Annotated in this window: 19 protein-coding genes and 6 tRNA genes; 2 read left to right on the forward strand and 23 right to left on the reverse strand. The window is 57.5% G+C overall.

The window, feature by feature from the left end; genetic code table 11:
- Positions 1-11 precede the first annotated feature (11 nt).
- Both DXB98_RS09025 and DXB98_RS09030 read left to right on the forward strand, forming a co-directional pair.
- Positions 12-1,025, forward strand: coding sequence for a dipeptidase (locus tag DXB98_RS09025; RefSeq protein ID WP_117735323.1), 1,014 nt, complete (start codon positions 12-14; stop codon positions 1,023-1,025).
- Between the two features lie 74 nt (positions 1,026-1,099).
- The gene (locus DXB98_RS09030) at positions 1,100-1,876 is read left to right on the forward strand and encodes a M48 family metallopeptidase (protein WP_158550238.1); all 777 of its coding nucleotides are present in this window, start codon (positions 1,100-1,102) and stop codon (positions 1,874-1,876) included.
- 6 nt (positions 1,877-1,882) lie between these two features.
- Here DXB98_RS09030 and folB read toward each other — a convergent pair whose 3' ends face one another.
- From folB to DXB98_RS10490, 23 genes are all read right to left on the reverse strand, one after another.
- Positions 1,883-2,368, reverse strand: a complete 486-nt coding sequence (folB, locus tag DXB98_RS09035) for a dihydroneopterin aldolase (RefSeq protein WP_117735325.1) — start codon at positions 2,366-2,368, stop codon at positions 1,883-1,885.
- Positions 2,369-2,411: 43 nt separating this feature from the next.
- Positions 2,412-2,993, reverse strand: a complete 582-nt coding sequence (locus DXB98_RS09040) for an HD domain-containing protein (protein WP_199406644.1) — start codon at positions 2,991-2,993, stop codon at positions 2,412-2,414.
- Between the two features lie 2 nt (positions 2,994-2,995).
- Positions 2,996-3,553 (reverse strand): GTP cyclohydrolase I FolE, encoded by a 558-nt coding sequence (gene folE / locus DXB98_RS09045; protein ID WP_117735326.1) that lies wholly within the window; start codon positions 3,551-3,553, stop codon positions 2,996-2,998.
- Between the two features lie 66 nt (positions 3,554-3,619).
- A complete protein-coding gene (nrdG, locus tag DXB98_RS09050) occupies positions 3,620-4,201 on the reverse strand; it encodes an anaerobic ribonucleoside-triphosphate reductase activating protein (protein WP_117735327.1) in 582 nt (193 codons plus the stop codon).
- A gap of 426 nt (positions 4,202-4,627) precedes the next feature.
- Positions 4,628-6,850, reverse strand: coding sequence for an anaerobic ribonucleoside-triphosphate reductase (nrdD, locus tag DXB98_RS09055; protein ID WP_117743877.1), 2,223 nt, complete (start codon positions 6,848-6,850; stop codon positions 4,628-4,630).
- A 565-nt stretch (positions 6,851-7,415) separates the two neighbouring features.
- A complete protein-coding gene (locus DXB98_RS09060; RefSeq protein WP_117743878.1) occupies positions 7,416-7,886 on the reverse strand; it encodes a hypothetical protein in 471 nt (156 codons plus the stop codon).
- 100 nt (positions 7,887-7,986) lie between these two features.
- Positions 7,987-9,186, reverse strand: coding sequence for an MFS transporter (locus tag DXB98_RS09065; protein WP_117743879.1), 1,200 nt, complete (start codon positions 9,184-9,186; stop codon positions 7,987-7,989).
- Positions 9,187-9,260: 74 nt separating this feature from the next.
- The gene (gene buk / locus DXB98_RS09070) at positions 9,261-10,373 is read right to left on the reverse strand and encodes a butyrate kinase (protein WP_117743880.1); all 1,113 of its coding nucleotides are present in this window, start codon (positions 10,371-10,373) and stop codon (positions 9,261-9,263) included.
- Between the two features lie 3 nt (positions 10,374-10,376).
- On the reverse strand, positions 10,377-11,384 hold the full coding sequence (locus DXB98_RS09075; protein ID WP_117735332.1) for a phosphate acyltransferase: 1,008 nt from the start codon (positions 11,382-11,384) through the stop codon (positions 10,377-10,379).
- Positions 11,385-11,389: 5 nt separating this feature from the next.
- Positions 11,390-11,623 carry an acyl carrier protein gene (locus tag DXB98_RS09080; protein ID WP_055251381.1) on the reverse strand — a complete coding sequence of 78 codons (234 nt, stop codon included), beginning with the start codon at positions 11,621-11,623 and terminating at the stop codon, positions 11,390-11,392.
- Positions 11,624-11,728: 105 nt separating this feature from the next.
- A complete protein-coding gene (locus DXB98_RS09085) occupies positions 11,729-12,151 on the reverse strand; it encodes a Zn-ribbon domain-containing OB-fold protein (RefSeq protein ID WP_117583871.1) in 423 nt (140 codons plus the stop codon).
- A 38-nt stretch (positions 12,152-12,189) separates the two neighbouring features.
- On the reverse strand, positions 12,190-13,476 hold the full coding sequence (locus DXB98_RS09090; RefSeq protein WP_233502238.1) for a thiolase family protein: 1,287 nt from the start codon (positions 13,474-13,476) through the stop codon (positions 12,190-12,192).
- 321 nt (positions 13,477-13,797) lie between these two features.
- Positions 13,798-14,415 (reverse strand): TetR/AcrR family transcriptional regulator C-terminal domain-containing protein, encoded by a 618-nt coding sequence (locus tag DXB98_RS09095; RefSeq protein WP_117743881.1) that lies wholly within the window; start codon positions 14,413-14,415, stop codon positions 13,798-13,800.
- Between the two features lie 28 nt (positions 14,416-14,443).
- Positions 14,444-14,932 carry a 4'-phosphopantetheinyl transferase superfamily protein gene (locus DXB98_RS09100; RefSeq protein ID WP_158553188.1) on the reverse strand — a complete coding sequence of 163 codons (489 nt, stop codon included), beginning with the start codon at positions 14,930-14,932 and terminating at the stop codon, positions 14,444-14,446.
- Between the two features lie 285 nt (positions 14,933-15,217).
- Positions 15,218-15,292, reverse strand: a tRNA-Val gene (locus DXB98_RS09105).
- A gap of 3 nt (positions 15,293-15,295) precedes the next feature.
- Positions 15,296-15,371 (reverse strand) — tRNA-Gly (locus DXB98_RS09110).
- Between the two features lie 144 nt (positions 15,372-15,515).
- Positions 15,516-15,591: transfer RNA gene (locus tag DXB98_RS09115), tRNA-Gly, on the reverse strand.
- Between the two features lie 42 nt (positions 15,592-15,633).
- Positions 15,634-15,707 (reverse strand) — tRNA-Cys (locus tag DXB98_RS09120).
- A 35-nt stretch (positions 15,708-15,742) separates the two neighbouring features.
- Positions 15,743-15,818, reverse strand: a tRNA-Gly gene (locus tag DXB98_RS09125).
- Between the two features lie 105 nt (positions 15,819-15,923).
- Positions 15,924-16,670, reverse strand: a complete 747-nt coding sequence (locus DXB98_RS09130; protein ID WP_117735335.1) for an anti-sigma factor antagonist — start codon at positions 16,668-16,670, stop codon at positions 15,924-15,926.
- Between the two features lie 81 nt (positions 16,671-16,751).
- Positions 16,752-19,097: a GAF domain-containing SpoIIE family protein phosphatase gene (locus DXB98_RS09135; RefSeq protein ID WP_117743883.1), complete on the reverse strand. Its 2,346-nt coding sequence runs from the start codon at positions 19,095-19,097 to the stop codon at positions 16,752-16,754.
- Positions 19,098-19,156: 59 nt separating this feature from the next.
- A tRNA-Leu gene (locus DXB98_RS09140) sits at positions 19,157-19,246 on the reverse strand.
- A 65-nt stretch (positions 19,247-19,311) separates the two neighbouring features.
- A partial coding sequence (locus tag DXB98_RS10490) for a hypothetical protein (RefSeq protein WP_233505149.1) occupies positions 19,312-19,513 on the reverse strand: 202 nt, incomplete at its 5' end.

A 19,513-nucleotide genomic window follows, 5' to 3' on the forward strand; every position in this document is an offset into this window, starting at 1 on the left:
CCGGAGGAACCATGGCATATCCCGTATTCGACCTACACTGCGACACCGCCGACCGCATCGGCTGGGCCACGCTCGATCTCGACCTGCGCTTTACCGCCGGCACCGACGGTTATTTCCCCGGCGACGAAACGCATCCGCAAGATTTCGACCTCATCGAGGGCAACGCCTGCGCCATCTCGCTCGCAAAGATCGGCAACACGCCGTGGGCACAGTGCTTCGCCACGTTTGTCCCCGACGAGATTCCCGCCGCCCACGCCGCGCGTTTCCAGGCGCAGATCATGGCGCACATGAGCGGCCAGGCCATGCTCAATCACGACCGTATGGTCAACGTGCGCAGCGCCGCAGACATTCGCCCCGCGCTCAAAGACGGCAAGGTCGCCTGCATCCATACCATCGAAAACGCCACGTTCTTTGCCGAGGACCCCGCGCTGATCGAAGTGCTCAAGAGCCTGGGCGTACTCATGTCCTCGCTTAGCTGGAACGCGCAGGGACCGCTCGCGAGCGGCCACGACACCCACGCCGGCCTCACCGCCGCCGGCATCGAGGCGCTTACGCAGATGGAGCACGCCGGCATGGTGCTCGACGTCTCCCACCTCAACGATGAGTGCTTTAACGAGGTTGTCGCCCGCGCCACGCGCCCCTTCGTCGCCAGCCACTCCAACTCCCGCACCGTCTGCGGCGTCAAGCGCAACCTCACCGACGACCAGTTCCGCACCATTCGCGACATGGGCGGCATCGTCGGCCTCAACTACTGCAGCGAGTTCCTATCCAACAGCGCAACCGACGAGACCGCCGCGGACGTCACCTTCGACCAGCTGGCGGCGCATATCGAACACTGGCTTGACCTGGGTGGCGAGGACGTCATCGCGCTCGGCGGCGACTGGGACGGCGCCAAGGTACCCGCCTTCCTCTCCGATGCCAGCAAGATGCCAGAATTCCAGAACATGCTCTCCAAGCACTTTGGCAAGACCGTGATGCAGAAGCTCTGCAGCGACAACGCACTTGCCTTCTTTGAGCGTTATTAATTTCACATCCCCTGAGCGGGCCGGCATGCCGAACGGTCGACATGCCAGCCCGTCCCCAATCTGAAGGACCGCTTTTGACGCAGCAGTTTACGATTTCCGTATCCCGACCGGATGGGACGCCCATCCCCGTCGTCGTTACCAAAAAGCGCGTCAAGAACTTCAACCTACGCGTCACATCGAGCGGCGAGGTCCACGCCAGCGCACCGATCGGCGCCAGCCGCGAGCGTATCGAAGCGTTTGTGAAGCGCAACAGCGCCTGGATTATCAGCCGACTTGTCCAGCGCGAGCAACGTCAGGCGACGGCGCGAGAGCCGCGCAGTCCCTCGTCCATCATTGCGCTTTGGGGCAAGCCCATCACGGTACAGGACGCGCTCGATCATAACTTTGCATCACCCGCACCGCGGCCCAAGCAGGCCACCTTCGCAAGTTTTATGGGTACCGACGAATCGAACGAAGGCCCACAGGCCAAGCGGTGCGCAATCCTCGACGGCCTAACGTCCGACGAGCTCCAAACCCACATCGACCAGCTCTATACGTCCGAGGTCACCGCAGCGTTGCGCGATATTGTGCACGCATACGAAATCGCAATGGGCGTCGCCGTCTCCCGCGCCTCCGTGCGCAGTATGAAGACGCGCTGGGGCTCCTGCACGCCCAAATCCGGCGCCATTCGCATCGCGCGCGAGCTCGCCGCCTACCCTGTCGAATGCCTCGACATGGTTGTTGCCCACGAGCTCGTCCATCTACTCGAGCCGAGCCACAACCAGCGGTTCCACACCCTGCTCGACACGTACTGCCCCAACAATAGAGCCCTGTCGCAGCGGCTCAAGCAGCCACCCATAGAGACGTATTAGAACCGGTTAGCGCACGCGCTCGATCTCGACGCCGCAGCTTGCCAGAGGCAGGCCAACAGGAGCCCACGGCTTATCGAGCTTGATGCGCACACCAAGCAGCAGGGGGTAACGACGTAGCAGCATCTGGGCTGTCCCCTCGGCTGCCGCTTCGATGAGTTTAAACGTATGCTCGCGCAGATAGCCATCGACATCGTGGCACACCGAGCCATAGTCAATCGAGGCATCCAGGTTATCGTGCTCCCCCGCCGCGCGCAGGTCGGCATAGAGCACCAGAGAAACGATGAACTTCTGACCCAGCGCGTTCTCCTCGGGATACACGCCATGGTTGGCAAAAACCTCAAGGCCGTCAATGACAATACGATCGGCATGGCGCAAATCGTCATAGCTCACGTGAGGCACCGCCGTTGCGGTGGATATTTCGCCCCTTCCACGGCGGGCGAGCTCGGCACCCTCAACCTTGGTTGCATTCTCGGGCAGTTTCTTGTTACTCATCGCGATCGTCTCCTTCGTTTAGAACCCCGACCGCGCAAACTAACTACACGCGAATCGACAGGTTCTTTTTATCATCGCTCCAATTGCAAGCATTGCGCGCGGGGCATGCAAAGCAGGCACGCGACGCTTTGTCGGCTGCATAGAGCAGACGCTCAAGCGGTTGGCTGTTCACGCGCAACTTTCGATGGCCCAAAATGGCCGTCTTAATGGCTGCGGTATCGGCCGGCTCAAACGCCACGTCACCGGGCATGCCGGCGAGTATTGCATCAGCGACGCGCTCGCTTGCAACATCATGGGATATACCCGATTCATACTGTTCATCTTTGCCGATATCGTGAAGAAGTGCCGTGGCGTAGATGACCTCGCGGTCAAATTCGAGCTGTTCCTCGAGATTCTTGATCCACATAATGCGAGCGACATCGAGAAGATGGTCAATACCGTGGCGGCAGAAGATGCGCCCCGATTCCAGCTGTGCAATATTGCCCAGGTGCCGCCGGAACAGCCCGTTGGCACAAATGTAATCGATGCGAGGCATGGATCCAAAAGGGGCCAGGCCCGAAGCCATAAAGCCGCGACGCGACGTTCCCTCATCGGTCTTCGATGTAAAGTCGTTGACGACTCTCATGGCTAGCGGCCCAGCATCCTAAAGAACCGCTCCTCGAGCGCGGGATCGGTCTCAAAGACGCCGCGGCGAGCGAGCGTCACGGTCTTGGTGCCAGGCTTTTGCACGCCGCGCATGGTCATGCACATATGCTCAGCTTCCATGAGCACAATCGCTCCCTGGGGAGCGAGATAATCCATGAGGGCATCGGCAACCTGCGCGCACAGCTGCTCCTGCAGCTGCAGACGGCGGGCGTAGACCTCAACCGTGCGAGCAAGCTTAGAAAGCCCAGCCACGCGACCGTTAGGGATATAGCCGATCGCAGCCTTGCCACAAAACGGCAGCAGATGGTGCTCGCACAGCGAGTAAAACGTGATGTCGCGCTCGATAACCAAATCGTTCGAAGCGACGGCAAAAGTTTTGGACAGATGCTCCTCGGCACTCTGGTCCATACCGCCGGCAATCTCGCCATACATACGGGCAACGCGCGCCGGGGTCTCCAGCAGGCCCTCACGAGTTGGGTCCTCGCCTATGCCCTCAAGCAACAGCTTAATGGCGGCCTCGACTTTTTCCTGATCGACCATCTGGGCCTCACTTTTCCGATTTCACGTTCGCGCTATGGTACCACGCCCTCCGGCATCGACCACAAGCTACATAGTATGGGTCGAATAGACCGGATCATCACGCCAAAGTTCAACCGCATCACAAAGCGCAACGCCCTCGCGCTCAGCACGGGCACGCGTAGCGTTCATATCGATCACGCGCTGGTTGCTCGAACCCCTAAAGCGCAATGAGATATCGTACAGATCCTGAACAAACGGGCCATCCACCAACATATCGAGGCAGGCAAGGATACGATCCGTTGCCTCGGTATGGTGGCGACCGCCCGGCATAAGCTCCTCGAGCACGTCGCCGGTAAAACACCAAATGGTCTTTCCTGACCCCGCAGGATAAGCGGCACGAACACGCTCAACAAACTCAACGAGCCCCGCCTGATTCTCGGGCTCCATAGGCTCGCCGCCCAGAATCGTCAGGCCGTCAATAAAGGGATGATCGAGACTCTCGATAATCTTGTCCTCGACGGCACGATCGAACGGCTCGCCCGCGGCAAAGTCCCACGCGACGGAGTTAAAGCAATTCTTGCACCCACGACGGCACCCGCTCACAAACAGAGAAGTGCGGACGCCTTCCCCATCAGCAATGTCGAAATACTTAATGTTCGCATAGTTCATAGGTAACTCTCCCGGGAGGCCGGGACATATCATCCCGTCCTCAAACATTCTCGGCCTGCGGCCTGCGAAACTGCGGGCGGGACGATATGTCCCGGCCTCATGCAAAGGGTAACTCAATGAACGAAGCGAACATCGAGCATAGGGTTCGAGGTCCAATAAAAACTGGGTTGCAGCTCAACCGTCATCGCAAGCAAAGCGTTGTTGCAAGTCAACTCATTTCCGCTAAGAACTTCGAGGGGTGAGCAGACCGCATGCTGCATCTCAGCTACATCAACTTGGCTGTCCCGTAGCGAGGCCCCGGACCTTTGCTCGATATGAGTTCCGCACGAACAGGAGGCGCCAGTGGCGCCTCCGTCGTGAGCCAGGACTGTCCGAAATAGCGAGTAAAGGTCCGGGGCCTCGCTACGGGACAGCCTGGGATGATTATTAGAGATGCAGCACGCGGTCGCGGATCTCCTCGGTTCGACCCTGATTCCAGAACTGGGTACCGATGTAGCCGCACGTACGACGGGCGACGTTCATCTTCTCCTGGTCGCGGTTGCCGCAGCTGGGGCACTCCCACACCAGCTTGCCGTCATCCTCGACAATCTTGATCTCGCCATCGTAGCCGCACACCTGGCAGTAGTCGCTCTTGGTGTTGAGCTCGGCGTACATGATGTTGTCGTAGATGTACTGCATCACGCGGATGACAGCCTTGAGGTTGTCCTGCATGTTGGGAACCTCGACATAGGAGATGGCACCGCCCGGCGAAAGCTGCTGGAACATGCCCTCGAACTTGAGCTTGTCGAATGCGTCGATCTCCTCGGACACGTGGACGTGGTAACTGTTGGTGATGTAGCCCTTGTCCGTCACGCCTGGGATGATGCCAAAACGACGCTGTAGGCACTTGGCGAACTTGTAGGTCGTCGACTCAAGCGGGGTCCCGTACAGCGAGAAGTCAATATCGCTTTCCGCCTTCCACTCGGCGCACTTGTCGTTCATGCGCTGCATGACGGCCATGGCAAAGGGCGTGCCCTCCTTCTCGGTGTGGCTGTGGCCCGTCATGTACTTGACGCACTCATACAGGCCGGCATAGCCCAGGCTGATGGTGGAGTATCCGCCCACGAGCAGTTTGTCGATCGTCTCGCCCTTCTTCAGACGCGCCAGGGCGCCGTACTGCCAAAGAATCGGTGCGGCATCCGAAAGCGTACCCATCAGACGCTCATGACGGCACAGCAGGGCGCGATGGCACAGCTCAAGACGTTCGTCGAAGATCTTCCAGAACTTATCCATGTCCTGATGCGAGCTCAACGCGACATCGGGCAGGTTGATGGTCACAACGCCCTGGTTAAAGCGACCGTAGTACTTGGGCTTGTTCGGGTCATAGTTAAGCGCGTTGGCCACGTTGTTAAATCCGTTACCGGAGCGGTCGGGCGTCAGGAAGCTGCGGCAACCCATGCAGGTATAGCAGTCGCCGTTGCCCGCGGTCTCGCCCTTCGACAGCTTGAGCTCGCGCATCTTCTTCTCGGAGATGTAGTCGGGCACCATGCGCTTGGCGGTGCACTTCGCAGCCAGCTGAGTCAGGTAGAAGTACGGGGAATCCTCGTAAACGTTATCGTCCTCGAGCACGTAGATAAGCTTGGGGAACGCCGGAGTGATCCACACGCCGGCCTCGTTCTTAACGCCCTCATAGCGCTGACGGAGCGTCTCCTCCACAATCATGGCAAGGTCGTGCTTCTCCTGCGCTGAACGAGCCTCGTTGAGATACATGAAGACCGTCACGAACGGCGCCTGACCGTTGGTGGTCATAAGGGTCACGACCTGATACTGAATCGTCTGGACGCCGCGACGGATCTCGTCACGCAGACGGTCCTCAACAACCTCGCGGACCTTTTCGGGGGATGCGGAAACGCCGAGCTCCTCGAGCTCGCGGGTGACCTCGCCGCGAATCTTTTGACGGCTCACCTCAACAAAGGGAGCGAGATGGGTCAGCGAGATGGACTGGCCGCCATACTGGGAGGATGCAACCTGGGCGATGATCTGTGTCGCGATGTTGCAGGCCGTCGAGAAGCTGTGCGGCTTCTCAATCAGCGTACCCGAGATAACAGTACCGTTCTGGAGCATATCCTCCAGGTTCACAAGGTCGCAGTTATGCATGTGCTGGGCAAAGTAGTCGGAATCGTGGAAGTGGATCAGGCCCTCATTGTGGGCATCCACGATCTCTTGGGGCAGCAGCACACGCTGAGTCAGATCTTTGGAGATCTCGCCGGCCATGTAGTCACGCTGGACGGAATTGACGGTCGGGTTCTTGTTGGAGTTCTCCTGCTTGACCTCTTCGTTGTTGCACTCGATGAGCGACAGAATCTTGTCATCGGTCGTGTTCTTCTGGCGCTTCAGGCTCTGAACATAGCGATAGATGATGTAGTGGCGGGCAACCTCGTAGCAGTCGAGACGCATGATCTCGTCCTCGACCAAATCCTGGATCTCCTCGACCGAAACGGTGTGTCCGGCATTCTCACATGCCTCGGCAACGTTTTGTGCCGCATAAACCACCTGACGGTCGGTTAGACGAGAGCTCTCCTCGACCTCCAAGTTTGCGGCGCGGATGGCATTGACGATCTTTTCGATGTCAAAGACGACCTCGGTGCCGCTGCGCTTGATGATCTTCATCCTCTTGCCTCTTTCGCGTCGTAGTCTCATTGCGCTTCAGAGCCAAACGATGCCCGGCAGGGCGTGCCCCTGTCTTGCGGCGCCGTCGCGCAATCTGTGTTCTCGATAAACCATATGCCTCCATGCGGACATGCCCAGGAGCCGATCAAGCGGCTCGGGGACACGTTCAAAAGAGGCAGTTAAGGCCTTCGTTCTCTGTCCGCCATCTATCATACGACAAAGACGCATCTATATCCTGTATTCTTTTTTTAGATCAAACACAACATATAGTGTTTTAGCAGGTCAAAGCAATTGGTCATTTTGCAGACACATAAATTATGAGGGGCTCTTGGCAAGTCGGTAAAACGTTACCAACACGGCTACCTGCATGGCAGTTATAAAACCCCCTTAGTCAAGCCGCCGACAAATCCTACCAAAACCAAGCCGCTCACGCCAAAAGAATCCAAAAGATTATGCTTGACCAACATGTTGCGGTCGAATGCCGGCGGACGGAGTGACAGGACTGCAAACGCTCGGAAGACTGCAGCCCCGGCACCCCGTCCGCCGGCATTCGATAGACGAGGAACTATTTCTTCTCTTCGCGAGCTGCCATGCGGCCGAGAGCCGCTGTAAAGGGATCGAGCAGCACGCCGGCGATAACCACAAAAGCCCACCCCTTTGTGACAAGACCTGCCCAACGCGCGAAGAACGTACAGCCTTCAATCGTTCCGAATCCTCCCCGGAAGGCAATCTCGCCAAAACCGATTACCATAAAAAGGAGCGTGGCACCGATGACCGTACCGGCGATCTTGTGTGACGCACTCCCCCGCTCAAAACCAAAAAAGTCCAGGCACATACCAACCGTTTTGCCAAACAGCGGGAGTGCGCTCAGAACCTCGGCGATCACCGTGGCCACGATGAGTTGTCCCCAAAAGCCCGTGGGGCTCGTCAGATCCAAGCCGGGCGCCCCTTCAATGATGGGGAGAAACGCGCAGAGCAATAGCGGGTTAAAGAAGCCGTTGAGAATACCGGTAACGCGGTTGACAGGTAACTTCATAGCCGTAAGCCTTTCAAAGTCATTGATAGAAAGAAGGCCGCCGGCATATGTCGGCGGCCCCGATAAAACATGATGTGCGGCAAAGCAACTACTCGAACGGCTACTCCGCCTCGCCGCCGGCCGCCATCTTCTCGGCCTCGGCAAGCTGGGCCGGGGTGAGTTTGCGATACTTGATGGCGCCAAAGACGACACAAGCCGCACAGACGATCATGCCGGCGATGAACTTCTGGTCAATCGTCGCACCAAACGGCGACGTCACGGCCTCAAACACAATGGGAGACAGTGCCATGCCAAAGTTGATGCCGGCCATGCCAATGGCAAGGTTAAACGCACGTCCCTCGGGGGCAGAGTTGCCGGCGGCAAAATTGCCCTCCAGCGGCACGTAGGTCTCCTTGCCTAGCGCAACGACAAAGCCCGCAACGCACAGCACCATAAAGGCGGGCGCAACCAGCGTCAGGCCCAGGCCAACGAGCGTCACGCCCCACGCAATCGGCATAGCCAGGTTCTTAAACTTGGCAAACAGCGGACCGACCAAAAGACCAGCCGCAATACCGGCAACGGTCATAACGGTAGAGGCAAGACCGGCCTCCACGGTACCGCCAAAGCCGCGACCCACAACAAGCAGCGAAACGTTGGAGCTGAAGAGCTGGAACGTGAGTACGAACACAAAGCTCATGAGCGTGATAATCGCGACCTCTTTAGGCATATTGGCAAACACATTGACCTTGCGCTTGGGCTCAAGATGACCCTCGGGAAGACAAACAGCCTCAATCACGATGAAAATGATCATGATGAAGTACGCCGCATAGCTATGAAACCATTCGGCGGAACCCAAAATACCGGACACCATGGTCCAGATAATGCCGCCAAGAGCAACAAAGGTGGAGTAGATGCCCATGACAAACGAACGCTGCTTTCCGCCAAAGTAATCCGCGATAAGAGCGTCCGTTGAATTCTGCACGGCACCGAGACCAAGGCCCATGACAGCAGAAGCCGCTAAGACTTGGCCGAGCGAGTCGTGGAACACCAGCACCGAGACGCCTGCCAGCATCACGATAACGTGACCGACGAGCGTCGTCTTCTTCTTGGACACGCGCGAAGCGAGCTGGGAAGACACGAGCATGGCGGACAGCGCCATCATCAACGGGATGATGCCGATAATCATCTGAACGGCAGCGATGTTCTCGTTGGGAAACGCCGCCGCGACAGAGGCCACGATGGGGACGGGCACCAACATGCCCATAATGCACATGGCGGCAGCATAAATGCCCACCAGGTACTTGATCTTGCTTTTATCCATGATCCATCCTTACACTTAAAGAAAAAGGTCGGAGCGGCCAGGCATCACCAGCGGCCGCCCCAAACACAGCACTATTAGTCGTTGAATCCGGTGAACACGGGTTCTCCGCTGTACACGAGCGCTTCCTCGACACCATCGAGCACGCGGCAAGCGCCAGACGCCATCGCCTCGAGCTCAAACTCGCCGGGATAAGCCGACACGGGGGCGATCCAAGAGCAGCATTCCTCAATCGAGGCAACGAGCTCCTTGCTGTGGACCATGCCACCTCCGAGCAAGATGCCGTCGACGTCGCCCTTCAGCACACAGGCCATCTCGCCAATCCACTTGCAGATTTGGTAAACCATTGCATCCCAGGCGCGAGCTGCAGCCTTATCGCCCGCAGCGGCACGCTCGCACACCTCGATGGCATCGGAGGTACCCAAAAGATCGACAAAACCGCCGGTCTTCATGCAATGGGCACGGGCGACATCAAGGCCGTGTTCCGCGGTGTACTTTGCGACCTCGATCGCGGGAACCGATCCGCAGCGCGTCGGTGCCATGGGGCCCTCGCCGCCGACGATGTCGTTGCCGTCCACCATCTTGCCCTTAAGATGAGCCGAGATAGAGATGCCGCCGCCAATATGGCAAACGATGAAGTTGCACTCATCATAGGGGCGACCGAGCTTTGCCGCATGGCGGATGGCGGTCTCTTTGAGATTAAGGGCGTGCAGATGCACGTTTCGATACACGCCCTTAATGCCCGTCATACGTGCGAGGTCGCACAGCTCGTCAGTATCGGGAGGATTCACCACAAAGGCGGGCTTGCCACATTTCACGGCAAATTCGTAGGCAATCTGGGGTCCCAGCTGCGCCGGGTGTTGAATGCCATTTGCGCCAACGCGAGCATGCTCGAGCATGACCTCATTGATGGCATACGTACCACCGGGCAGCGAAAGCAAGCCACCGCCGCGACCGACAAAAGCATCAAAGACCTCGAGCTTTAGGCCCGCCTCCTCCAGTGCCCCGAGAATCAGATCGCAGCGATACGGCATCTGAGCCGAAACCCCGTCGAATTGGGCAAGGTCCTTCGCATCGTGCGCAACGTTCTTACTGAGCTTGCACTCATCGCCCTCAAAAACGCCCACCTTCGTGGAAGTGGAACCCGGGTTGATTACCAGGATGCGCCAGGGAGTCTTTTTATCGGACATACCTTAAGCCTCCTTAAGCGCCTGAGCGCGCACGCAGCTCATCACCACGTTGCCGACGATCTCATCGACGGGCGCAGAGCGCGAGCAATCGCACACGATCTTCTTGAAGCCCTGAAGCATGGGACCGTAAGCATTGGCGCCGGTCAGATTCTGGATGATCTTGACGCCGATATTGCCCACGTTGATATCGGGCCAGATGACCACGTTGGCTTGGCCCGCAACAGCGGACTCACGATGCACCTTCTTGGCCGCAACCTTGGGGTTAATTGCCGAATCAAACTGGAACTCGCCGTCGATGGCAAGATCGGGACGGCGATCGTTGGCAATCTCGCGAGCACGGCGCACTTTGTCGACAAGTTCATTGTCCATCGAACCGTCAGTCGAATGCGAAAGCAACGCGCAACGGATATCCCATCCGGTCAGAGAGCGCACCGTCTCGCTCGACGAAATCGCGATCGAGGCAAGCTCCTCGCTCGTGGGGTCAACGCAAACGGCAGAATCGCCAAAAGCCAAAAGGCCACCTTCGCCGCCGTTCCAGTTGGGAATGTCGGCGATACCGCACGAGCTCACAGTGTCCACCCCGTCAGCAAGACCGACGATGGCCTGACCCGCCAGGATGATATCGCCCGTAGCGTTATCGATACCGGCGAACATAACGTCGACATCGCCGAGCACCTGCAAAATCAGGGCGCGCTCAAGCGGACGCGTCATACGGCGCGCAGCGCCCTTGGGCTTAAACTTGCAATCCGGATGAGAAAGGTAGCGCTCGCAACAAGCGGCGTTCGCCTCCTCGTCGGTCACATCGACAATCTCGATGCCGTCAAGGGAGATACCACGCTCGTCGGCAAGCTCCTTGAGCTTACCGCCGTCGCCAACCAGCACGCATTCGGCAAGATGCTCGGCGGCGATCTTTGCGACCGCCTGCATCATGGTCTCGTTTTCGCCCTCGGGAAAAGCAACGCGCATAGGCTTGGCGGCAGCCTGCTCGCGCAGGGTCTGCATCAGGTCCATGGCAGTTACTCCATCTCTTCGGCAGTGCGCTCGATAAGCTCGCCGATGGTCTTCATGACCATGACCTCGCGAACGGGAACCTCGGCATCGAGCTCGTTCTCGATCATGGACGTCAGGGCGATCATCTTCATCGAGCCCTTGCCCAGGGTCTCGAACGTCGTCTCGGGGGTCACATCGCCGTCATAGTTGTAGGCGGACTTGGCAAAATCGCAGATCTGCTGAGTGAGTTCTTCGTTCATGGCAAAGCCTTTCTAAGATAAAAAAGAGGGGCGACCACGGCGGGCTGGAGACATGGGTCCCGCCGTGGCCTAAGAGAGGAATCGAATTGTTACAAGGGTGAAAACTTAGTCGTCAAGCTCGAACGTAAGCTCCTTGTAGCCCGGACGGTCGATGACCTTGGCATGGACGCCAACGGTCTCGCCCGCCATGAGTTTGGCGCGAATCTCGGGGGCCTTCTTCTTGGTAATGCCGTAGATGACGTAGGTGTACTGAGAACCCTCGTCGATATCAACGGCGCCGTAGGCGTACTTGCCATACTCCTTAAGGTAGGGCTTGTCGTTCTGCGGACCAGGCAAGGTAAAATCGATCAGATGGCCGTGACCGGAAACCTGGACCCAATCGGTCTTGTGATAGCCGCAGGCATTGCAGGCAAGGTGGGGCGGAAACTCGACGGCTCCGCACTCGGGGCATTGGCGCGCCCAATAGATGCCCTCTTCAAGACCCGTGTAGAACTTCTTGACCACGGGCTCCATATCTTTGAGTTGCATGAGAATACTCCTTATGGGAAATCGAAAACCGCGGTCGCTTAGGCGACGGTACGAAGAATCTGGCAGCGCACGTTCTGAGAACCGCCAAAACCGCGCAGGAACGCCGTCTCGGGAACCTTCTTCATCTGGGTAGCACCGGCGACGCCACGCATCTGCTTGACGGCCTCAACGATATCGGCGATGCCGGATGCACCATGGGCGTGACCGAAGTTGCAACGACCACCGTGCGGGTTGATGGGCTTATCGCCGTCAAAAGCGGTGCGACCATCGATCGCGTACTTCCAAGCCTCGCCGCGCGGAATATAGCCGCACTCCTCAGCCGAGACGATCTCGGAAGCAAGGAAGAAGTCATTGCACATAAACAGGTCGATCTCGTCGGGGCTCACGCCGGTAAGGTCGTAGACCTGCTTGGCGGCAAGCTCGGTAGCCCAGTGCTCGTTGTGAAGCAGGCCGGCCTCGACCGCAGAAGCGCCCGTACCCAAAACCTCAATAGGCGCATACGGCACGCCCATGGCCTTGGCCTTCTCCGTGGGCATCACGACAACAGCTGCGGCACCGTCGCATTTCTTCTCAAAGCCGGTAACACGCAGGTACTGCGTAACGCGCGGGTTATACATGCTCTTGAGATACTCGTCGGCGGTATCGAACCCGGCTGCCTTCGCGTCCTCCTCGACCGTAGTCTCGTACCAGGCAAGGGGATTCAGGACGGCACCGCGGCGAAGGCTCTTGGTAAGGCCGTTCAGGGCGTCATCAATCTGATCGGCGGTAAGGTCGTACTGCATCGAATACTCGTTGATCCAGTTGTCGAACGACACGCCAAAGGCGCCGTCGAGCGGGCGACCATACGCGCGGTCATAGATCTTATCGAGCGAGGGAATCATGACGTCGAGCGTAAAGTCCTGACGAATATGGGAGGGCATATGCTCGACGGGAAGAGTCGAAGCCAAATCGCAGGCACCCGTAAGGACAACGTCGTAAGCACCGGAAGCAACCGCCATCACGGCCTGCTCAAGGGCGACGTAACCCGTGCAGCAAGCCTCGGAATGATGGACGGAGCCCTTGGCACGAACGCCAAACCAATCGGCAACCTGCATGTTGGGGGTAATGCAATCGCCAACGAGATACGGATTGGCGCTGCCGTGATAGAAAAAGTCGATATCGCGGGGCTCAAGACCGGCATCGGCAATTGCCTCGAGGGCCGCATAGCCAAACGCCTCGCCCTCGCCAATACCCTGGGTCTCGGGATGCTCCTCAAAATCCTTGAACGGGGTGCAGCCCACGCCTACAATCGAGACGCTGCGCATGTTCTTTCCGAGCGTAACCACTGAATATCACATCCTAATCATGTGAAGGTGTACGGAGTGATGGCGCAGTCCGGCCGCGAGCGAAGGTGAGAGAGCGCTCGCGGCTTTTCTGTGCCGTCACACGTTGAACTACTGCAGTGGTTCTTTTGAACGTAGCTTTAGTTTATGAGGGGTTAAACGAGACACGTGAGACAAAAAGCCCCGATGTGTCCCATCATATGGGACGCATCGGGGCTAAGCGTTCCAAATAGCAGATAAACGGACTCGTATTATTTGAGCTAATGATCAGAGATATCTAAAACTCGCCCTGAATACAACCGTTTATCCCCAAATATCGACCGCTCACGCGACTGGCCTTTCAAAATCGGGAATACGTGGGTGTCGATGACGCGATGCATCGTCGACAAAGAGCGGTGCGTAGAACATGCGATTGAGGGCGGCGGCAACGGTGCGCGCCTCAAGGTCGGGCCGGGCCTCGAGCCAATACTGAATGAGGTTATGGTGGCCCGCAAGCGCAAATGCTAGATACAGGTCGAGGTCCGTTTCATCGGAAAATGTCGAGCGAAGCCGATTGCGAAAATAGTCATGCATAAAGATCGTTGCCTTGTGAGCAAACACGGGGTCGCCGTTATCGCTGTTAAGCGCCAAAACTTTCGAGCGATTAGCCTTGAGGATCTCCATGCGCTTGATCATCGTGGGCGTAGGGTCCAGCTGCGCATCGCCAAAGCGAGCCTCCAGCGCAACATCATTGATGTCCTGCATATTCTGGAGCAGCTCATCTTCAAAACGTTTAACCACATCATCGACAGAGCGATAACAGCGATAGAACGTCGATTTGGATGTATGGGCAAGGCGAAGTACCTCGGCCACCTTAATCGACTGCACCGGAGTTGTCGCCATAAGTTCAAAGACGGCATCCTCGATCCGTGAAGCAATATCGTTTTGAGCGTTCAGTGACATGGCGGCCTTCCCTATTGGCGATTGGCTCCTATGCTACCCGAAAGGCATGCTCCTTGACGACGATACGAGGCTTAGAGCGTGCCGCACAAGAGATGACGCAGCGACCGTATGTCACCGACGAAGTATTCCATCCGCCGGGCATGCCATCTTTGCGAGGGTCAATCGAAAACCCGACGCCTTCAGCCTTGAGGATGGCCTCGATGCGCGTCCACGTCTGACTCATGCGAAGATTGCGTTCTTGCAAATTGGGAGCAGCGTTAATCCACGCGCGCTCGTCATCGTTCACCATACGCCCAACCGCAACGGGAGCAATCTCATCGATCGCCTCGATATCCACGCCAATAGGTCCTCCAACCGACCGAGCAACATCGGAAACAGCGAGGACGGCCACGCTTCCGCCATGTGAAATGGAAATAGAGGGCGCCTCCCCATCCGCAAGCTCGATCTTGCCGAAAGCAGAACGCGCAAGCTGGGTGTCGTCGAAGACACCCAGGGCGTCGCGAAGCAGCAGACCCACGCCTGCAGCTTCCCTCCGAGACGCAATTGGGAGATCACCGTTGGAAGCACGTAAGGCATAGCGTCCCGCGATTAATGCCATATCAACGGTCTCGCCGAGATCGATCGCAGAAACATCAACGAGATGTACGGTTATATTCAAAATGGTCAACCCCCACTCGATTGAGATGACAAGGCTAAACAGACGCTCAGAACCGCTCTTTCATGAATCGAGGTACCTTTTGCCGGCGATTTGGCGACCAAAACAAAACAGCCCAGAGGACATAGCCTCTGAGCTGCGAACATTTGGTGGGCGTTAGAAGATTTGAACTTCTGACCTCTTCCGTGTCAGGGAAGCGCTCTCCCCCTGAGCTAAACGCCCAAATGGAGCGGACAACGGGGCTCGAACCCGCGACCCCAACCTTGGCAAGGTTGTGCTCTACCAACTGAGCCATGTCCGCCTGCAAGGATTTAATATACGGGATGATCCACCCAAATGCAAGAACTATTTTCGAATAATTTGAAAAAAGTTCGAGGCCAAGCAACGGGTACGAAACAACGGGTACGAAAAAACCCGGCTACCGTGGTAGTCGGGCTGTTGCGCTTGGAGCGGACAACGGGGCTCGAACCCGCGACCCCAACCTTGGCAAGGTTGTGCTCTACCAACTGAGCCATGTCCGCATATGTAAAACAAAACGGGCGCCGGAGCGCCCGGATGTTGCCTGGAGGCGAAGCCCGGATTCGAACCGGGGGTAAAGGCTTTGCAGGCCTCTGCCTTACCACTTGGCCACTTCGCCGAAAAAGGACCGCTTGAGACGGTCCGGAAATGCAATGGAGCGGACAACGGGGCTCGAACCCGCGACCCCAACCTTGGCAAGGTTGTGCTCTACCAACTGAGCCATGTCCGCTTGCGGGTTATTAATTTACGCGAGTTGCCCAAAAGACGCAAGTACTTTTTTCAAAAAAGTTGTCCGCCACATGCTCTTGGCAGATAAACATGTCAAAACGATTTACTAGGCGCACGATTCCAACGTTCCGCTAAACAGCTTGACCATCCGAACACGCGTACCGGCACCATCCGTACGACGGGCAACCTCCACGTTGTCGACCAACATGCGCATGAGCTTGATTCCACGCCCGCGTTCCTCAGTCGTAACCGGCTCACTCGACCCGTCGATCGAATAGCCCGCCCCACGGTCGACGACCTCAATCACGACGCGATCGCCATAGGCCTGAACCGTCAGGATGCATCCGATACCGTCCGCATGGTCATACGCGTTGCCCAGCGCCTCGCCCGATGCCAATGCGACGTCATAGCGCTCGTCACGACGCAGCGGAAGCGATTCAAGCAGCTCGGCAATACGGTGTCGGTAGTACGGAAGATTCTCGATGCCCTGGCGCACCTCGACGCTCTTGCTCCAGCGCGGCAACTCCCCCACCGGAATGGCAGGAATTGACTCGCGCGGCGGCCCTGCAACATGGAGGATGTCGACAAGTCGGGCAATCTCCAAAAAGCGAACGACCTCATCGGACGCATTAACAAGCGAAAGCAAGCCCTCGCGCCTCATGAGCTCCCTGGCACGCGTGAGCAAAAACGCCAAGCCCGTCGAATCGATGAAGCTCACAGTCTGGCAATTGATGACAACACGACGCACGCCCCGGCCGATCAAATTATCCAACCGTCGGCGCAACGCGGTCACCGAGGCGATGTCGATATCGCCCGGTGGCGTCAAAACCGCTATGTCATTCCACTCATTCATACGACCATGGTTCCCCAAAAGAGTTCGCTCGATGCATACGTATCTGTAACTGCGAAGATTTTGCCCGTCAAGCGTCGCGGTCTACGATCGACCTCGTAAAAATTCAAGGGAAACCAGCGCGATGTCATCGTCCAGCGCCGACTCGGTAAAGCGGTCAAGCTCGCCCAAGACCTTACCGCAGATTCCCGATACGCCCTCACCCGAGACAGAGAGCAGAAGGTCGCGAAGGCGCCGCTCGCCAAAGAAAGCACCCGAGCGATCGCGTGCTTCAATCGTTCCGTCGGTATACATAAAGAGCATGTCACCAGGAGCGAACGTAAAGGCGCCCGTCTCGTACACCATGCTTTCAAAGGCACCGATTACGCCCGATTGACACCCAAGGAGCTCCACCTCTCCCCCTCGGGCTTCCGTGCCGCCAAGCGGCGTCGACGACGGTCTGATGACCATGGTGGGAGGATGTCCCGCCGAGCAATAGGTAGCTCGGCCCGCTTTAAGATCGATCTTGGCGATAAACGCCGTCACAAACGTCTCGACCCTCGAAAAGCCCATGAGCATACTATTGAGCGAGCGGGCCATGCGTGCGGGCCCCGCGCCCTCCCAGGCATAAGCCGTCAACGCTGTCTTAACGAGCGCCGACATCGACGCCGCCTCGATTCCCTTGCCGGACACATCACCCAAAATCATAACGGCGCAATCGTCGGGAAGACGAACAAGCGTATAGAAGTCGCCGCCGACCAACGCCGAATTCGTTGCCGATAGGTATACCGAATCGGTTGCGATACCCGGAACGTCACTAAGCGAATTTCTCATGCCAATCTGAAGCGTCTGAGCGATATGGCGCTCTTCGCGCTTTTGAGACTCGCCCTCATAGATCAACTCAAAGTCGTGCGCCAAATGCACCATGTAGTCGTATTCAAGATCGTCGATTGGCTCCTGGCTACCATCGCGGAGCAGCAAGGCGCGTGTCGTCGGCCCCTTGGCGACATCAGCGGGAACAATCGCATCGCTGCTTCGCTTGCCATCCGCCTCCGAGCGATAGCGCCCCGCCTCGATACCAGAGTCGACATATAGTCCCTGGCACGGCAGGCCGTGAGCCCTCAGCCATGTACCCATAGGCGTGGATTCGTCCACACGCGTTAGACGCACGTGTTTAAGATCGTCAGCGCTCGTCCCGCCCAGCACCGATGTCTCGAACCCATCAGAAGTTGCCCCCAGGCGCGCCGCTGGCGTCGTGACAGAAAAGAAGAGCGACTCCGGATCGCCCGGCAACGCCACACGACTGCCGCCCTCAAAATCGATGACATAGGATTCGAGGCCCGCATCATACTCCACGGGGCAGAAATGACAATTGAGCACGGCGCAGATTTCCGATGACACAGCACGCGAGGCGGCAGCAGCATCATCAAGATAGGCAAACAACTCATCACGCAGCACATTGAGCGAGCGGCCGAGCTCTGCCGTACGACGCGAACGCAGGCTCGATGCCATGCCGACCAGCTGAATGGACAGGTAATCGCAAATGACTTCGAGCACGTTGACGTCATAGGCAAGCGGCGCCTGCGGACGTTTCCAACCGACCTCCAATACGCCAAGAACCTGAGTACCGTAAAACACGGGAAGGCAGATCTCGCTACGGTATGGAGGCATATCTTGCACGCGTAGCAGGTGCTTAGAACGGTTGTCCAAGTCCATGAACATACCCGAGGCGACTCGATCGCCCTCCAGGTCCTGTTGAATCGACAAGCGGCACGCACGCGACTCGCGAAGCACATACGTCGGGATGCCTGCGCCATACGGCATAAACTCGGGCAGGTAGCTGTCATGCAGCTCCTTAGAAACGCCGCGAAGCTTAAACCCGCCGCTCTCAGAAAAATAAATGGCAGCACCCGAGGCATCGAGCGTTCCTACAAGTTGGTTCAAAACGGTATCCAGCAAACTGGGCAGCTCATCGGAGCCTACCGTGCTCATAATGACCGACAACGTGCCCGAGAGACGCTTATTCGCCACCCTGAGCTCCGAAAGTGCGCGCTTGAGCTGACGGTCGTGCGAATACTGTTCTTCGATGCTATGGAGCGCCACCAGAACGCGCGGCGCGCGGCGGCCAAAGATGCGAGGCGGTGTAACCGAGCCGGCACGAACGAGGACGGGAATAAAGGAACCGTCGCTTAGCTTGAGCATCAACTCGCTCTCGGTTCCATTGGTCTCAAACGGAAGACGGTGCTCTGTCGCGCGCTCAAATGCCGAAGAGTACAAGAGATCTTTAACGTCGCCATTGATCACATCGGAACGCTCTTCACACATCAGGTCGAGCAATCGATTATTCACATGCAAAATGGTTCCGTCGAACTCGCAGATGATGACCGCATCGCTCGTGATCTCGACCAACTGGGCAACGTCTGCCCACTCGTTGCGCTCAAGCGTTTCCATCGTGAACCTCACCGTCTATCGGTAACAAAAAAGCCTCCGAAGAGGCTCCTCAAATGCGATGGTGTCGGAGGCGGGACTTGAACCCGCATGACCAAAAAGCGGTCACTAGCACCTCAAGCTAGCGCGTCTGCCAATTCCGCCACTCCGACATGCTATGTTGTTGATTCGCGGTTCGTTTTGTTAGACCCGCGCGTTCAACGAGGAAGATAATAACCTATGTTTCGAGAGCTGCGCAAGCACTTTTTTCAAAAAAGTTTACGAATTTGTAATTGCACAGGTAGATTCGTATGTCCGGTCCCGAATCGGTGTTGCCTCCCGGCGCGTCCTCGGGCATGAGCGATATTTTGCTTTGCACTTCGTGCTGCAAAATATCGCTCCCCCTGCGGAATGCGCCGGGAGGCAACACCGATTCGGGA

It is taken from the genome of Collinsella sp. OM07-12, assembly GCF_003438275.1.
In the GTDB taxonomy this organism is placed as follows: domain Bacteria; phylum Actinomycetota; class Coriobacteriia; order Coriobacteriales; family Coriobacteriaceae; genus Collinsella.

What these genes read in the sequence shown, in the direction of transcription:
- folE (WP_117735326.1), bottom strand. Translation starts at nt 3,553, where the DNA reads ATGGTCGATCAGGAAAAAGTCGAGGCCGCCATTAAGCTGTTGCTTGAG.
- DXB98_RS09135 (WP_117743883.1), bottom strand. Translation starts at nt 19,097, where the DNA reads ATGGAAACGCTTGAGCGCAACGAGTGGGCAGACGTTGCCCAGTTGGTC.
- nrdG (WP_117735327.1), bottom strand. Translation starts at nt 4,201, where the DNA reads ATGAACTATGCGAACATTAAGTATTTCGACATTGCTGATGGGGAAGGC.
- DXB98_RS09075 (WP_117735332.1), bottom strand. Translation starts at nt 11,384, where the DNA reads ATGGACCTGATGCAGACCCTGCGCGAGCAGGCTGCCGCCAAGCCTATG.
- folB (WP_117735325.1), bottom strand. Translation starts at nt 2,368, where the DNA reads ATGAGTAACAAGAAACTGCCCGAGAATGCAACCAAGGTTGAGGGTGCC.
- DXB98_RS09085 (WP_117583871.1), bottom strand. Translation starts at nt 12,151, where the DNA reads ATGCAACTCAAAGATATGGAGCCCGTGGTCAAGAAGTTCTACACGGGT.
- DXB98_RS09080 (WP_055251381.1), bottom strand. Translation starts at nt 11,623, where the DNA reads ATGAACGAAGAACTCACTCAGCAGATCTGCGATTTTGCCAAGTCCGCC.
- DXB98_RS09040 (WP_199406644.1), bottom strand. Translation starts at nt 2,993, where the DNA reads ATGAGAGTCGTCAACGACTTTACATCGAAGACCGATGAGGGAACGTCG.
- DXB98_RS09065 (WP_117743879.1), bottom strand. Translation starts at nt 9,186, where the DNA reads ATGGATAAAAGCAAGATCAAGTACCTGGTGGGCATTTATGCTGCCGCC.
- DXB98_RS09095 (WP_117743881.1), bottom strand. Translation starts at nt 14,415, where the DNA reads ATGTCACTGAACGCTCAAAACGATATTGCTTCACGGATCGAGGATGCC.
- DXB98_RS09060 (WP_117743878.1), bottom strand. Translation starts at nt 7,886, where the DNA reads ATGAAGTTACCTGTCAACCGCGTTACCGGTATTCTCAACGGCTTCTTT.
- DXB98_RS09130 (WP_117735335.1), bottom strand. Translation starts at nt 16,670, where the DNA reads ATGAATGAGTGGAATGACATAGCGGTTTTGACGCCACCGGGCGATATC.
- buk (WP_117743880.1), bottom strand. Translation starts at nt 10,373, where the DNA reads ATGTCCGATAAAAAGACTCCCTGGCGCATCCTGGTAATCAACCCGGGT.
- DXB98_RS09025 (WP_117735323.1), top strand. Translation starts at nt 12, where the DNA reads ATGGCATATCCCGTATTCGACCTACACTGCGACACCGCCGACCGCATC.
- nrdD (WP_117743877.1), bottom strand. Translation starts at nt 6,850, where the DNA reads ATGAAGATCATCAAGCGCAGCGGCACCGAGGTCGTCTTTGACATCGAA.